This window comes from Amycolatopsis sp. NPDC058986 (genome assembly GCF_042741125.1).
Taxonomy (GTDB): Bacteria; Actinomycetota; Actinomycetes; order Mycobacteriales; family Pseudonocardiaceae; genus Amycolatopsis.
Genome location: NZ_JBHYJW010000034.1, coordinates 67,502 through 81,501 on the forward strand (window position 1 = coordinate 67,502; position 14,000 = coordinate 81,501).

Below are 14,000 nucleotides of genomic sequence, written 5' to 3' on the forward strand. Positions count from 1 at the left end.
CGTAGTTCGCGGCACGTGAGTCGTCGTGTGTTCAAGCCTCGCGCGCGGCACACCTGGCACGCAGAGGCGAACGACCCCGCTGATCGCGCCGACCGGCCCTACATCCTGCTCGCCCGGCGGCTGACACGGCCGGGCGAAGGACTTACGACCCTATGCTCCATCCGGCCGAGCTGCCAGAGTTCTGGCCGAGGAACGGAGCGACCATGACTGATGACCGCGAAAAGTGGACATTCGATGTGGCTTTGGAGCGCACACCGCACCGCACGCGTGCCCACATCCTCCTCAAGAGTCCGGACAACCACGAGTTCTGCGGAGTAGGGCTCGCCCACGACGTTCGGGACGCTGAGGAGGTGGCGCAGGTCGGGACCTACCTGGCGATCGGACGGGCCTTGTCCGACCTCACCGAGGAACTGCTGGAAGCGGTCGTCATCGACGTCGAAACAGCAGCGGCCAGGCTGGACCGGCCGGCCCCGCTGGCCCGCGCCTGAATCGGCTGGACGCTTCGCCGCCACGATCATGATTCCCGAACAGCGCGGTTCCCGGGGAACCCGGCGCCGTCGTCCCGGGGAAAACCTGCCCCCGGCACCCGGTGATGGGACGGGCATGGCCGGGAACAGTGACGAAGGACTCCGGGGCCGGGGTATTCCGGCTCTCCGCCGGTACGGACAGGACGTTCGCTTGTCCGGACGGGACTTCCGTCCCTCCTCGTGCGGTGGTCGCGGGAGCGACGCTGGGACCAGGAGATGGGAGAACGTCATGGCGACAGTCACGGTGACTCACCTGGCGGCGGACAAGTTCCGCCTCGAAACCCGCGATCACGTGGTACTGGTCGACCAGCCCTCCGATGACGGGACCGAACTCGGGCCCACCCCGGTCGAACTGCTGGTGATGGCTCTGGCGGGGTGTGCGGCGCACTACGCGGTGAACCATCTGCGCGCGGCCGGGCTGCCCGCGGCCGGTCTCACGGTCCACGGCCGCTGGTCCATGCGGACCGGGCCGGTGCGGGTCGGCCGCGTCGAGCTGACGGTCGTGCTGCCCGACCCGATCGAGCCCGACCAGGAACGAAACCTGCTTTCCGCGATCGAGCACTGCACGGTGCACAACACGCTCCGCCACCCGCCGCATGTCGAGGTCCAGGTCGCCGAGCCGAGCATGGTCGCCGTCGGCATCGACCTGTGATGGCCTCCACGACGCGACTGCCGCTGCTGGCCGGAGTGGACGGATCGGCGCTGAGCCTCCGAGCGACCCGTTGGGCCGCGAGGGAAGCCGCGCGGCGCGAGGTGCCGCTCCGGCTCTTGCACGTCTGTGGGTCGCCGAACGGGCCATGTCCGGACGACTCCGCCTTGCGGTATGGCGAACGAAGCCTGCGAGCGGCCGAAGAAGCGGCTGAGAGGGCTGCACCAGGGCTCTCGGTGCAGCCGCTTCTGGAAGCCGGAGACGCCGCCCAGAGCCTGGTCGCGCACTCGGCCGAGGCAGGACTTGTCGCGCTCGGCGCCTCGGGAGTGGAGCACGATACGACCTCGCTGCTCGGCCTGGTCGCCCGCACCGTGACCGCACGTGCCGAGTCACCGGTGGTCGTGCACCGGGGACTGCCGGAACACACCACGCCCGGCGGCGCCGCCGTGGTAGTGGGAACCGACGCCGCCGACCATCACGGCGCGCTCGACTTCGCCTTCGCCGCGGCCGACGCGCGCGCCTGCCCGCTGATCGCGGTCTGGGTGTGGGACGGCTACGAACCCGATGAGTCCGCACGAAGCCTGCTGGCCGAACGCTTCGAGACCTGGGCAGCGAGGTATCCAGGTGTGCTGGCCCGTCTCCGGTTCGTCCGGGGTCGTCACCCGGGCCAGGCACTCGTCCGTGCGGCGTCGACGGCGCGGCTGGTCGTGCTCGGCTCCCGGCTCCGACCGGCCCGAGCGCAGCCCGTCCTCGGCATCACGACGCACGAGTTGCTCGACCACGCACCCTGCCCGGTCGCCGTTGTCCCGCCACTGACCCGGTTCGAGCACGGCAATGGAACCGAATAGCCGCCTCGTCGAGCTGAGCGATGGGCGTACGGTCACCGTCACGCTGCTCGGCCCCGATGACGCACCGGAACTGGGTGAGGCGATCCGCACCGCGGACGCGGAAACGTTGTATCGCCGGTTCTGCGGGCCGCCGCCGAAGGTGACCCCGAAGTTGCTGCGGCGGCTCACCGAGCTGGACTACGACCACCGCTACGCCCTGATCGCGCGTGACCCCGACGGCAAAGGCGTCGCGGTCGCCCGGTACGAGGCCACCGGTGAACCGGGCGAAGCGGAGGTCGCCGTCGTCGTCGATCCCGCGTGGCGGCGTGCCGGGGTGGCCACGGCGCTGCTGCGTCTGCTGGCCGAAGCGGCGCTGCGGCACGGCTACGACCGGTTCACCGCGACCTATCTCGCGGACAACCGGCCGGTCGCCGAACTGCTCGACGAAGCGGGCGGGAAGCGCGCTATCGCCGAAGGGATCGCCGAGGGCACTGTCCGGCTGCGCCGCTGACCGCACGGCGCAGCGCGACCCCACCGCGCGTCGCCCGACCTCGGCCACACGATCACTTCTTCAACATCGCCCCGAACACCCCGACGTTGCCCTGCGCCGCCGCGCCCTCGCCGAGCCGGGTGTCGTCCAGCTTCGCGGTCAGCTCGTTCCGCACCTCGACGACACCGTCGACCCGGCGGGCGAACTCGAGCAACATCGTGACGAGACTGGCCCGTTCCAGCTGCCCCTTCAGCGTAACGACGCCGTTGTGCACCGACACGAACAAATCCCGCGGATCGACGCACATCACGCGCTCGATCACCTCTTCGCGGATCTCCGCCCGGATTTCGGTGTCCGGCCGCAGGAAAACCCGCAACAGATCCCCCCTGGTGACCAAGCCGGCGAGCTTCCCGGCGGAGTCCACGACCGGCAGCCGGTGGATCCGGTGTTCCTCCAGCAGCCGCGCGGCCCGCGACACGTCGGCCTCCTGGTCGACCGTGATCGCGGGCGCGGTCATCAGGTCGGCCACGAACCGCCCGGTCGCCTTGCTGTGGAGCCGGTGGTGGAAACGGCGTCGCCGTGCTCGGCCCGCCTTGCGCTCCAGCAGATCGCCCTGCGAGACGACGCCGATGACCAGACCGTCGCTGTCCACCACGGGCGCGCCGCTGACACCCCAGGCCGCGAGCAGGGCGGCCGCCGCTTTGAACGGAGTTTCCGGGTGCACGGTCGCGACATTCGTCTTCATCACCGAACGCACCTGATGCTGGTGGCTCATCTCGGACTCCTTCTCTTGGGGACCGTGGTCATTCCCGCAACCGCGCGGGTTCCGCCGTCACGCCTTCGATGTCCCGTGCCGCGGCGTCGAGCAGCTGGTGCGCCAGATCGGCGAGCGCACGGGACACGGCCAGCTCGTCCCCGATTTCCGGTACGTCCGAGTCACGCGGATTCAGCCGGGCGAGCCCGGTTCCGACGAGCCCGGTGTGGTCGGGGTTCTCCAGCCGCGCGATGGCCCGGGTCCTTGCCTCGTGCTCGTCGACGAAGACTTCGACCCTCCAACGCTTTTCTCGCATCAGGACCTCCTTGTTCCGTCCCCTCCACGATCTGCGCCGGGCAGCCGCAGCCGGAAGGGCCGAACGTCACCAGCCACCGGCATAGGACCCACCGCGTGAGGTAGTTCGGCTCTAGGCCGGATCGCGGCCACGGACGCAAGGTGGAGAACGAATGGGGCCCCATCGATCCAGCGCTCGCCGTCGGACCGGCCGCCGCGGCCGGGGAAGTGAGACCTGGCATGTTCCGCACCGCACTCCCCTTGGGCCGTTGGGCGGGTATCACCGTCGGCGCGCACTGGTCGGTACTGCTCGTTCTCGCGTTGCTCACCGAGCTGCTCGCCGCCGACGTCCTGCCGCGTTCCGCCCCGCACCAGCCCGTAGCCGCGTACTGGATAGCCGCCGTGGTCACCGCCATCGGCTTCCTCGCGACACTGCTGGCCCACGAACTCGCCCATGCGCTCGTGGCCCGGCGCCAGGGGTGCCGGGTCCGCCGCATCACCTTGTGGATGCTCGGCGGCGCTACCGAGTTGGACGGCGAACCGGCGACTCCCCGCGCCGAGATGCTCGTCGCCGCGGCCGGGCCCATGACCAGCCTGCTGCTCGGCGGCACCGGCCTCGGAGCCGCCTTCGTCCTGCGAGCCTGGCCGATCCCGCTTCCCCTGGCCGCGCTCTACTGGTTCGGGCTCACGAACCTCGTGCTCGGAGTCTTCAACCTGCTCCCGGGCGCACCGCTGGACGGCGGCCGGATCCTGCATGCGCTGCTGTGGCAGCGATATGGCGACCGGGTCCGTGCCACCGAGATCGCCACGCGTGCCGGTCAGGGGTTCGGGCTGCTCGTCGCCGCGATGGGGCTCGCCGAAATGCTGTTCGGCGGGATCTCCGGGCTGTGGCTGGTGTTCGTCGGCTGGTTCCTGCTCGCCGCCGCGCAGGCCGAACTCACCGGGCACACCGTGCGGGAACGGCTCGGCGGCCTCGCGGTCCGCGCGGTCATGGATCCGGCCCCGGTCACCGCGCCCGAGTGGTTGACGATCGAAGGCTTCCTCGACCAGCTCACCCCCTCCACCAGACAACGCGCCTTCCCCGTGGTGTCGTTCAACGGAAAGCCGACCGGCGTCATCAGCCTCGGCGAACTCACTCGGCTGACGCCACAGGACCGGCTCAACATCCGGGTTGCCGACGTCTGCCGCACCGCACCAAAAGTGTCCGTAGTGGACGCTGGAACCCAGGTGGCGGATCTGCTCTCGAAAACCGTACTGCGCCAGGGAAGAGACCTCGTGCTGGTGGTCGAGGACGACCGGCTCTCCGGCGTCGTCGACGCGGACGACCTCGCACGCGCCGCCGAACTGGCCCTGCTCGGCCGTCCCGTGCCCGCCGACGGCTGACTGGCCCCTTGTGAGCGTGGTTTTCCCTGCCCAGCATGGAAAGCACCACATGACTCAGGACGAGAGGAAACGACGCCATGCTGAGCCGTCTCGTCACCGGGGTATTCGCCGCGCTCACGTTGCCGACCGTCACCGCCGCGCCGTCGGAAGCGCGGGGCCTCGCTCCCCAGGTGTCGACCACGGTCGTGGTCAACGAGGTGGCCCCCTCGGGCGCGACCGGCGAGAAGGACGAGTTCCTCGAACTGCGCAACATCAGCACCACCCCCTTGAGCCTCACCGGTTTCACCCTGCGGTTCTACGGGTCCACCTGCGCGGTCACCACCGTCCTCATCCTTCCGGCTGGGCTTGTGCTGCAACCCGCCAACGCCGTGGGCCAGTACCTCGTCGTGACGGGCCAGGACTTCGCCGGCACCATCTACGACCAGACGAACGTGGTGCAGTTCGTCGGCCCCGACCTGATGCCCGCCGACGTCGGCGCGGTGGCTCTCTTCGACCCCGCCGGACGGCGGGTCGACGCGGTCGGATGGGCAGCACCGTTCCGCTCGGCGTGCCCGCAGGAGGGCCCGCCCGCGCGCACCCCGCCGCCGTCATCGGGCCTGTCCATGTCCCGCAACTACCTGAGCTGGGACACCGACAACAACCGGAACGACTTCAACCCGACGCCACGCACTCCCGGGGCCCAGTGGCCGGAACCCCCTGGCGCGCCTTGAAATCGGGCTTCGCCACTGATCGCCGGTCACGCTCCCCGGCTCACGTCGCGTGGTGGCTTCCCCGCCTGCCGAACAGGACGATCAGCGGCACGGTGCACAGCAACGGGCCGAGTATCGCGAGCGGCCGCTGTGCCCACCAGATCAGGTCCGGCGCGCGATCGTCGACGATGCGGTGGTCCAGCACGAAGTAGACGAACCCGCGTGCCAGCGCCATCCCCGTGGTGTGGAACAGGAAAAGCGGCAGCGCGAACCGCGCCAGCAGCTCGGTGAACCGGTGCGGCCGCGGTCGGGCGAACCAGCGTCGCAGCATCGGATGGATCAGCTCGGCCACTCCGATCTGGAACACCAGCAGTGCCACGATGACGAAGGTCGGCGGTCCCATGTTGGAGAGGCGGTCCCCCGGTACGCCGACCATCGAACCGGGATACAGCCCGGAAAACACCAGCCCCGCCAGTGCGAACAGGCCCGCCCACAACAACGCGCGGCTCCGCGCGCGAGGCGCGTCCGTCAGCCGCCGGAAGAAGAACCCGGCCTGATGAGCCAGCGCCCACACGACGAGCATGTTGATCCAGCCCGCCCACGAAACGCCGTAGCGGAACCGGAGCACGTCGACGAGCATCGCCAGGCCGCCGAGCCACACCAGCACCAGGACGTCGAACCGGCGGTGCAGCCACAGCCACACCGGCAGCAACGCGAGCAACACCACGTACACAAGGAGAAACCACAGCGGGCTGAGCACCAGCAGCACGGCGCTCCGCATCCAGTGCAGACCGAACACCGTTCCCAGCACGGTGCCCAGCACCGCCCAGGTCATCACCAGCGCCGCCGCGGGCACCACGAGGTGCCGGACGTGGCTCCACACGTACCTGGTGAGCCGCTCCCCGCGATCACGAGCGTGCTCCCAGGAAACCAGGTGCACGTATCCGCCGACATAGAAGAACACCGGCATCACCTGCAGCACCCAGGTGAGGATCCACAGCCCGGACAGGAAACCCAGCGGGCTGGTCGGGCTCGGCCCGTCCGGCGACCAGCGCAGGATCGTGAACGCCCAGTGCCAGACCACCACCACGACCAGGCTGGCCCCGCGCAGCCAGTCCACGAAGAGGTCACGCTCCGATACGTTCGTGGCGCCGTCCCGGTGTCCGGGCGCACACTGGGAAGCAGAATGAACACTCTTGCCGCGCCCCCGCTTTCCCTCCCACGCCGGGTCGTCGCCGTCGTGACGGCGGTCCTGCTGCTCGCGGCCGCCACCACCCTCGCCAACCGGGTCCTCCCCGGCTGGGCGTATCCGGTGTGCGGCGCGGTCACCGCGTGCCTGCTGGTCGGGCTCGCCTGCTTCGCCGGTTTCCGGCCCGCCACGATCGGGCTCGGACGGCGTCACCTCGGCCGCGCCGCGCTGGTCGGCCTGATCGGTGCCGCGCTGATCGCGCTGGGATTCGGGATCGCGCTCGCCGTCCCCGCGCTGCGGCCGCTGTTCCACGACGGCCGGGTGGGTTCGCCCAGCGCCGCCCAACTGGTGTGGTTGGCGCTGGTCCGTATCCCGCTCGGGACCGTGCTGGTGGAGGAGGTCGCGTTCCGCGGCGTGCTTCCCGCGCTGCTCGGCGCCGGGGACCGCTGGCGCTGGCTGCCCGTGCTGGGCGCGGCTGTCCTCTTTGGACTGTGGCATCTGCTGCCCTCGCTGGCACTCGTGCGCAACTCCGCCGTGCACGCGACCGTGGGCGGACTCCCGCTCGCCGTCGTTTCGGCACTGGCGATGCTCGCCGCGGCCGGCGCCGGAGTGTTCCTGTACTGGTGGCGGCACACCGGCCGAGGGCTGCTGGCCCCCGTGCTGGTGCACCTGACCACCAACTCCGGCGGGCTGGTGCTCGCGTCCTGGGTGCTCGCCCATCCCTAGAACCGCCAGGTCAATCGCGACGGCCGGGCACTTCGCCGTCACGGACGACGGCGACCGGGCAGAGCGCGCGGGACAGCACGTCCTGGCTGGTCGAGCCGAACAGCAGCCCGGTGAAACCGCTCCGGCCCCGGCTGCCGACGACAAGCAGCTGCGCGCGGTCGGCGAGGTCGAGCAACCGGGACGCGGGACGGCCACGCACCACGACCCGCTCCACCGCGACGTCGGGGTACTTCCCCGTCCAGTCCGCGAGCCGCCCGTCCAGCAGGCCGTGCTCGTGCTCGTCGACGGCCGCGTGGTCGAGGCGCTCGTGGCTTTCCTCGAACAGTGAGGCCAGCAGCCCGTCGTCCCAGCTGTGCACCACTACCAGCCCCGTGTTCCGGGAAGCGGCCTCCTCGAAGGCGAACGCGAGCGCCGCCTCGCTCGCCGGCGTCCCGGCGACACCCACTACGACCGGCCCGCTCTCCGGCGGTTCCTCCTCGGCGACATGCGGCCGCACGAGCACCACCGGGCACGAAGCGTGCACGGCGAGGTCGAGCGTGACCGACCCCGCGGCCAGCCGGCCGATCGTCCCGATCGTCTCGGTGCCGAGTACGAGAAGGCCCGCCGTTTCGGACTCGGCACGCAGACGCCCGGTCACCGTTCCCCGCAGCAGCTGCTCGCTCTGCGCGACCCCCGGCTCGGCCTCACGGGCAAGGTCCCTGGCCTGCCGCAGCAGCCGACGCCCCCGCATACCGGCGATGCGCACGATTTCGTCATAGCGCGGCACGAACCGGACGGCGGCGAGCGGCGCCTCGTCGACGACGTGCACGAGACGCAGAGCCGCATACCGGCGACGTGCCTCGGCCGCGGCCCACCGCACCGCCCGCAGCGCCGAGGCCGAGCCGTCCACGCCGACCACCACCGGTTCCCTGATGTTCCCGGCCATCGATGGTCACTCTCCTTCCGTTTCGAGTCCGCCGCGCACCGTCCGGTAGCCAGCTTCGCCGCCCGCGTGCCCGCGACGCAGAGGCGAACGGCCCTGCTGGTCGAGCCCACCGGCCCTACATGCGCCCGCCGCGCCCTTCGTACCGTCGAAAAACCACCGGTCCCGCGCCCGTCTGGAGGACGCCGATGCGTGAGGCTTACCGAGAAGGAGACCGCCATGAACATGGCGCTCCGCGGCCGCTGCTACGAACGCTTCGCCGACCACGCCGTTTCCCTGGGCAAGCGCGTTCGGCTTCGGCTGGTCGGCTACCGCCGGCCGGTGGTCGATCTCGCTCGTCCCGGCCTGATCAGGTCGCACGAGCTTGAGCGTTGTACGGCAACAAAGTTTGCCACGTCAGAGTAGACACGCCACACTCCGTCACCCGCCGTACCCGGTTAACCATACGGGCAATCTCTGCTAACGATTCAAAGACATCTCCAGTAAGACTATTTCTCCGCGTAACGACGACTTCCACCAAGGCGACTACCTCGCATCACCCAGCCGACACCTTGCCGCCGTCAGATGCTCGGCCAGAACGGGAGTACACCATGGTGGACAGGCCCGAAACCATACCCGAAATACGCCCAGCTATCGCCTTTATTCGAAGATATATCGCAGTGATCTTCGAATTCATCACCGCCACAGTCGGAATCGCAGCCTTTCTCGCACATTTCTTCGTGTCGATTTCCGAAGAGTCACTCGTCGAACTGACATTGGGAATCCTGGCCTTACTGGCCGTGACCTCACTTCTCCAGCGCGTAACAAAGATGGCCGACGTCGAACGCAAAGTCGACGAAGTCGACGCGATGCTGACCAACTTGAGCCTCGAAATCAAAGGGATAGCCACATTTTTCCGAGGACGCGAGTTCACAAACAAGATGACAGCCGCGGTAGGAGACACGAGCAGCCTGCTGCGCCGGTTCCGCCACACCGGAATCGAGGGCGGCTATGACTCGCTCCGCGTTTCCGACCTCGTGCCAAATATGCGAAAAGCCTACTCGATAAGAGTACTGTCGAACTGGGTCGGCGGACTGAACGAGCTCGGCGACACGCTGGTCAAGGCCGCAGCCAACGACTGCGACATCCGAATCCTCATCCTCCGGCACGATTCCCAGCATGCACGGTCGAGAAGCCTCGAACTCAGCCGAGGAGCCGACGAATCGTTCGTACAGAACCAGATCGCGACCGAGATCCTGCAGTTCGACCACCTTTTCCGAAACCATCCCGAAGCACGACACAAGATCCAGGTCAAGGCCTACGACGCGAGTCCGACACTGTGCCTGTTCGGGTACGACAAGGTTCGCCTGATCGGCCTCTTCTGGCGCGGTGAGCTTGTCATGAACACTCCCTTCTTGAAGGTGCATGGAGAGATGGCATCCTCCACCAACGGCTTCGCTCACCCAAATGAGATTCGCACGTCGATCACCGAACGGATCGACGAGCATTTCGAGAGTCTCTGGTCCGATCCGAGCGCGAAGTACATCAGAGTCGCGAACGGAAAACCGGAGTACGTGGACTCGTTCAGTGAAGCCTGGTCGCCCACCCAGCGGTCGGTCGGTTGATGCGTCTGGCGACGGGGACAGCTCATCACGCCCGGAGGCCCACGACGTCCCGGCGGGGAGGGTACCCCGGGCACCGTTGTGATGACATCCGGCCCTGTATGCGGATCCCGGCGCGGAGGAGGCTGATGTCATGGCCTCACCACTACCAGTGCAGCCGCCGGTTCTCTCGCCACCTGCCTGGGCCGACGTGCACGAGACCCACATCGGCGCCGTGTTCCTGCTCGGCGATCGCGCCTACAAGCTGAAGAAGCCGGTCGACCTGGGCTTCCTGGACTTCACCTCCCGGCAGGCGCGCGAGCGTGTCTGCCACCGGGAGGTCGAACTCAACCGCCGGCTCGCTCCGGACGTCTACCTCGGCGTCGCCGACGTGACCGGGCCGGACGGCGAACCGTGCGACCACCTCGTCGTCATGCGCCGGATGCCGGAGGAGCGCCGACTGTCCACTGTGGTCACCACCGGCGAGCCGTGCGATGTACAGGTGGACCGGCTCGCCCGCCTCCTCGCGGGCTTCCACGCCCGCGCCGAGCGGAGCGCCGAAATCTCGGCCGAGGGCTCGCGGGACGCGATCCGTGCCCGCTGGGAAGCCAGTTTCACGCAGGTCGGGCCCTTCCACCGGCAGGTGCTCGATCCGTCCGGGGCCGCCGAGATCGAGCACCTGACCCGCGAGTTCCTTGCCGGGCGCGAGCCGCTGTTCGATCGGCGGATCGCGGACGGCCGGATCGTCGACGGGCACGGCGATCTGCTCGCGGACGACATCTTCTGCCTGGACGACGGCGCCCGGGTCTTGGACTGCCTCGAGTTCGACGACCGGCTCCGTCGGCTCGACGGGCTCGACGACGTCGCCTTCCTGGCCATGGATCTCGAACGGCTCGGCGCCGCCGACCTCGCCGCCAGGCTGCTCGACCGTTACGCCGAGTTCGCCGGGGACCCCGCTCCCTCGGCACTCCGGCACCACTACGTCGCCTACCGTGCCTTCGTGCGGGTCAAGGTGGCCTGCCTGCGCCACGCCCAAGGCGACGAGTCTTCGGCTTCCCTCGCTCGTGAGTACGCCGGGCTCGCACTGGACCACCTGCGCCGCGCCAAGGTGCGGCTGATCCTCGTCGGCGGGCTGCCCGGCACCGGGAAGTCCACCGTCGCCGCTGCCCTCGCCGATCACCTCGGCGCGAGCCTGCTGCTCAGCGATCGCGTCCGCAAGGAAGTGGCCGGATTGTCCCCGGAAACCTCCGCCGCGGACGACTATCGGCATGGTCTCTACGATCCCGCGCACACCGACCGGACCTACGCGGAACTTACCCATCGCGCGGGGGCCCTGCTCGCACTGGGCGAGACGGTGGTGATCGACGCCTCGTGGAACACGGAAACGCACCGGAAGCTCGCGACGGAGGTCGCCACCCGGACGCACAGCGACCTCGTCGCGCTGCGCTGTCACGTCCCCGCGGCCACCGCGGCCGAACGCCTGACCTCCCGCGGACCGTCCTTTTCGGACGCGACACCGGACGTCGCCGCGCACATGGCCACCGACGCCGATTCCTGGCCCGAGGCTCATCCGGTCCTGTGCACCGGTACCCCCGCGGAATCCCTGGACCGTGCGCTGGCCCACCTGCGCTGACCACCGGCTCAGGCAGGCACGTCCGCCGTGCCGGAAGGCTCCCTTGTGGACGTTCGCCAAGGGAGCCTCCACACGACGAGCGCGGATCGCGTCAAACGGTCATGACCTCCTGCTCGTCCTGACCGGCCAGCTCCCGGATTCGCGCTTTCGCCTCCGCGAACACGACGGACAGCCGGTCCACCATGTCCTCCGTGATCATCATGCCCAGCGTGCCGGTACGGGTGCCGAACTCGAGCTGAAGCTGTTCCTCGAACACCTTCGGCTTGACGCGGCACGACGAGTCCAGATCGACCCACATGCTGACCGAGATACCCTGACAATCGACCATTACCGACAACCTTCCTTTCCCGCCGCGACCACACGCGCGGCTCGTTCACACCCTCCGCCGGACGGGCAGGATGCCCAGGCAGCTCCGGCACCATCTCGGCTTGACCCCGGGCCGGAACTCGACGCGGTCCAGCAGGGTGCCGCGAGGATGCCGATCCGGATACGGCTTGTCCTCCTCGCACCGTGGAACCAGCAGCACCAGCCGGAGATCGGCCACCTCGATCCGCCGGTACCAGTGGATGCGCTCCACATCCGGCTCGTTGCAGTACAGGAGCACAAACCCCGGCACGTTGCAGCGGCGCAGATCCATCACGCGCCGCCGACGTCACGGTCGAGCACCGCCCGGGTGTTCGCGACCAGCTCGGCCATCGCGCGGGGCGGCAGGATCACCGGCTCGCCCTCGTCGCCGGTCTGCAAGGCCATCCGCTCACCGGCGGCCGAGCGCACGATCCCCACCACGACGTGGGTCGCCTGCCCGGCCAGCGTGCGGGCCGGGGTGATCCGGCGCAGCTGCCACCGCCACCTCGTCATGGCGAACCAACTCCCCGTTATGGTGGTGCGCGAGGCTTGCCGCCCGACGCGTGATACCGGCGCTACCGGTGATGTGCACCAAGTATCATCACAGGTAGCAGAAGTGTGCAATGACCTCATCGGGTGACGTCCGGGCTCCAGCAGTCCTGCATTACCATGTGCTGCATGGCGGGTAGCAACTCAGGATCTCCGGCGGCCGAACTCGGCGCGGCACTCAAGGCCGTGCGCGAGGCACGCAAGCTCACGCAGCGGTCGATGGCCCTGGCGATCGGCCGCAAGGAGTCGGACTCCGGTCTGCTTTCCCGCTGGGAGAAGGGCGAGCGGATCCCGAAGCCGGAAGAGGTCGACGCCATTGTCAAGGCACTGGACCTCGACGAGGCGACGGCGACCGAGCTGGCGGAACTCCTGGCGGCCGCCACCAGCGAAGGCCAGGGCGGCCAGTGGCTCGCCGTCACCCTCCCGGAGCGTCGCCAGCAACTCAACGCAATGCTCGCTTTCGAGCACACGGCCACCAAGGTCACGCAGGTCACGCCGTTGCTGATCCCGGGCGTCCTCCAGACCAGCGACGTCATCCGCGAGATCATGCGCAAGGGCAAGCTGCCCGAACACGAGATCGTGGAACGGGTGGCGATGCGCATCGGACGCCGCGAACTCATCACCCGCCGGAATCCCGCGCACCTGGAGGTTCTCCTCGGCGAATCCGCGATCCGGTATGTCATTGGCGGCCGCGAGATATGGGCGGACCAGCTGCGCTATCTGCTGGAGATGACGGAACTGCCGAACGTCGAGGTCCGGCTCGTCCCGTACTCGGCGGGATGGTCGCCGGTGCTCTCCGGTCCGTTCATCATCGTCGACTCCGACGTTCGCGAGTCGATCGTCCATGTCGAAACTCAGCGAAGCGGTCTGATCCTCAAGGACGCCGATGACGTCGCGGCTCATCGGCGGGAGGCCGACGGGGCAAAGGAAGCGGCGTTGGAACCCGCGGCCACCGTGGACTACATCAACAAAGTGATCAATGAAGTGGAGAGTCAGAAATGACAACTAGGCGCGATGGCTGGTTCAAGTCAAGCCGGAGCAAGGAGACCACCGACTGTGTCGAGGTGAAACTCGGCAACGTCGTGGGCATCCGGGACAGCAAAGACCGCACACACGGACAACTAACCGTCAACGGCTCCGCCTGGCACGCCCTACTCACCACGATCACCCACAACTAACCAGACCGGCCGGTGTCCCGGCGCACCGAGACACCGGCTTTCCCCGCGGACCGGGCGGCCCCGATCAATGAAGCGGAGAACCAGAAATGACAACTGGGCGCGACGACTGGTTCACATCAAACCGGAGCAAAGATGGCGCCGACTGCGTCGAGGTGAAACTCGGCAACATCGTGGGCATCCGGGACAGCAAAGACCGCACACACGGACAACTAACCGTCAACGGCTCCGCCTGGCACGCCCTACTCACCACGATCACCCACAACTA

20 protein-coding genes are annotated in these 14,000 nt (G+C 68.6%); 13 read left to right on the forward strand and 7 right to left on the reverse strand.

Annotation, left to right across the window (positions count from 1 at the left end):
• The first annotated feature begins 203 nt into the window (after positions 1-203).
• From ACFW0G_RS27400 to ACFW0G_RS27415, 4 genes are all read left to right on the forward strand, one after another.
• Positions 204-488 carry a dsRBD fold-containing protein gene (locus ACFW0G_RS27400; RefSeq protein ID WP_378328272.1) on the forward strand — a complete coding sequence of 95 codons (285 nt, stop codon included), beginning with the start codon at positions 204-206 and terminating at the stop codon, positions 486-488.
• A 268-nt stretch (positions 489-756) separates the two neighbouring features.
• On the forward strand, positions 757-1,179 hold the full coding sequence (locus ACFW0G_RS27405) for an OsmC family protein (RefSeq protein ID WP_378328273.1): 423 nt from the start codon (positions 757-759) through the stop codon (positions 1,177-1,179).
• The gene (locus ACFW0G_RS27410; protein ID WP_378328274.1) at positions 1,179-2,024 is read left to right on the forward strand and encodes a universal stress protein; all 846 of its coding nucleotides are present in this window, start codon (positions 1,179-1,181) and stop codon (positions 2,022-2,024) included. Before ACFW0G_RS27405 ends, ACFW0G_RS27410 begins: the two co-directional genes overlap by 1 nt.
• Positions 2,011-2,514 (forward strand): GNAT family N-acetyltransferase, encoded by a 504-nt coding sequence (locus ACFW0G_RS27415; protein ID WP_378328275.1) that lies wholly within the window; start codon positions 2,011-2,013, stop codon positions 2,512-2,514. The genes ACFW0G_RS27410 and ACFW0G_RS27415 overlap by 14 nt, the downstream gene beginning before the upstream one ends.
• A gap of 52 nt (positions 2,515-2,566) precedes the next feature.
• Here ACFW0G_RS27415 and ACFW0G_RS27420 read toward each other — a convergent pair whose 3' ends face one another.
• Both ACFW0G_RS27420 and ACFW0G_RS27425 read right to left on the reverse strand, forming a co-directional pair.
• Positions 2,567-3,268: a CBS domain-containing protein gene (locus tag ACFW0G_RS27420; protein ID WP_378328276.1), complete on the reverse strand. Its 702-nt coding sequence runs from the start codon at positions 3,266-3,268 to the stop codon at positions 2,567-2,569.
• 28 nt (positions 3,269-3,296) lie between these two features.
• Positions 3,297-3,563 (reverse strand): DUF1876 domain-containing protein, encoded by a 267-nt coding sequence (locus tag ACFW0G_RS27425; RefSeq protein ID WP_378328277.1) that lies wholly within the window; start codon positions 3,561-3,563, stop codon positions 3,297-3,299.
• 218 nt (positions 3,564-3,781) lie between these two features.
• On the opposite strand from ACFW0G_RS27425, the gene ACFW0G_RS27430 reads away from it, so the two are divergent.
• Positions 3,782-4,924 (forward strand): M50 family metallopeptidase, encoded by a 1,143-nt coding sequence (locus tag ACFW0G_RS27430; protein WP_378328278.1) that lies wholly within the window; start codon positions 3,782-3,784, stop codon positions 4,922-4,924.
• Between the two features lie 77 nt (positions 4,925-5,001).
• Complete coding sequence (locus ACFW0G_RS27435) at positions 5,002-5,634, forward strand: lamin tail domain-containing protein (RefSeq protein ID WP_378328279.1); 633 nt, start codon at positions 5,002-5,004, stop codon at positions 5,632-5,634.
• 40 nt (positions 5,635-5,674) lie between these two features.
• Here the strand turns inward: ACFW0G_RS27435 and ACFW0G_RS27440 are convergent, their stop codons facing one another.
• Complete coding sequence (locus tag ACFW0G_RS27440) at positions 5,675-6,733, reverse strand: acyltransferase family protein (RefSeq protein WP_378328280.1); 1,059 nt, start codon at positions 6,731-6,733, stop codon at positions 5,675-5,677.
• Positions 6,734-6,799: 66 nt separating this feature from the next.
• On the opposite strand from ACFW0G_RS27440, the gene ACFW0G_RS27445 reads away from it, so the two are divergent.
• The gene (locus ACFW0G_RS27445) at positions 6,800-7,528 is read left to right on the forward strand and encodes a CPBP family intramembrane glutamic endopeptidase (protein WP_378328281.1); all 729 of its coding nucleotides are present in this window, start codon (positions 6,800-6,802) and stop codon (positions 7,526-7,528) included.
• A 10-nt stretch (positions 7,529-7,538) separates the two neighbouring features.
• Here the strand turns inward: ACFW0G_RS27445 and ACFW0G_RS27450 are convergent, their stop codons facing one another.
• Positions 7,539-8,453 carry a universal stress protein gene (locus tag ACFW0G_RS27450; RefSeq protein WP_378328282.1) on the reverse strand — a complete coding sequence of 305 codons (915 nt, stop codon included), beginning with the start codon at positions 8,451-8,453 and terminating at the stop codon, positions 7,539-7,541.
• Positions 8,454-8,669: 216 nt separating this feature from the next.
• On the opposite strand from ACFW0G_RS27450, the gene ACFW0G_RS27455 reads away from it, so the two are divergent.
• The 3 genes from ACFW0G_RS27455 (at position 8,670) to ACFW0G_RS27465 (ending at position 11,663) form a co-directional block, all read left to right on the forward strand.
• Complete coding sequence (locus ACFW0G_RS27455; protein ID WP_378328283.1) at positions 8,670-8,855, forward strand: hypothetical protein; 186 nt, start codon at positions 8,670-8,672, stop codon at positions 8,853-8,855.
• 185 nt (positions 8,856-9,040) lie between these two features.
• Entirely contained in the window at positions 9,041-10,054 is a 1,014-nt protein-coding gene (locus tag ACFW0G_RS27460; protein WP_378328284.1) for a DUF5919 domain-containing protein, read from the forward strand.
• 130 nt (positions 10,055-10,184) lie between these two features.
• A complete protein-coding gene (locus ACFW0G_RS27465; RefSeq protein ID WP_378328285.1) occupies positions 10,185-11,663 on the forward strand; it encodes an AAA family ATPase in 1,479 nt (492 codons plus the stop codon).
• A 91-nt stretch (positions 11,664-11,754) separates the two neighbouring features.
• Here ACFW0G_RS27465 and ACFW0G_RS27470 read toward each other — a convergent pair whose 3' ends face one another.
• The 3 genes from ACFW0G_RS27470 to ACFW0G_RS27480 are packed head-to-tail and all read right to left on the reverse strand — an operon-like array spanning position 11,755 to position 12,521.
• Positions 11,755-11,991 (reverse strand): hypothetical protein, encoded by a 237-nt coding sequence (locus ACFW0G_RS27470; RefSeq protein ID WP_378328286.1) that lies wholly within the window; start codon positions 11,989-11,991, stop codon positions 11,755-11,757.
• A gap of 45 nt (positions 11,992-12,036) precedes the next feature.
• Positions 12,037-12,300 carry a hypothetical protein gene (locus tag ACFW0G_RS27475; RefSeq protein ID WP_378328287.1) on the reverse strand — a complete coding sequence of 88 codons (264 nt, stop codon included), beginning with the start codon at positions 12,298-12,300 and terminating at the stop codon, positions 12,037-12,039.
• Positions 12,300-12,521, reverse strand: coding sequence for a hypothetical protein (locus tag ACFW0G_RS27480; protein ID WP_378328288.1), 222 nt, complete (start codon positions 12,519-12,521; stop codon positions 12,300-12,302). The genes ACFW0G_RS27475 and ACFW0G_RS27480 overlap by 1 nt, the downstream gene beginning before the upstream one ends.
• A gap of 165 nt (positions 12,522-12,686) precedes the next feature.
• On the opposite strand from ACFW0G_RS27480, the gene ACFW0G_RS27485 reads away from it, so the two are divergent.
• The 3 genes from ACFW0G_RS27485 to ACFW0G_RS27495 form a co-directional block, all read left to right on the forward strand.
• Positions 12,687-13,559: a Scr1 family TA system antitoxin-like transcriptional regulator gene (locus ACFW0G_RS27485; protein ID WP_378328289.1), complete on the forward strand. Its 873-nt coding sequence runs from the start codon at positions 12,687-12,689 to the stop codon at positions 13,557-13,559.
• Entirely contained in the window at positions 13,556-13,735 is a 180-nt protein-coding gene (locus tag ACFW0G_RS27490; protein WP_378328290.1) for a DUF397 domain-containing protein, read from the forward strand. Before ACFW0G_RS27485 ends, ACFW0G_RS27490 begins: the two co-directional genes overlap by 4 nt.
• Positions 13,736-13,821: 86 nt before the next feature.
• The coding region (locus tag ACFW0G_RS27495; RefSeq protein WP_378328310.1) for a DUF397 domain-containing protein at positions 13,822-14,000 on the forward strand (179 nt) is incomplete at its 3' end.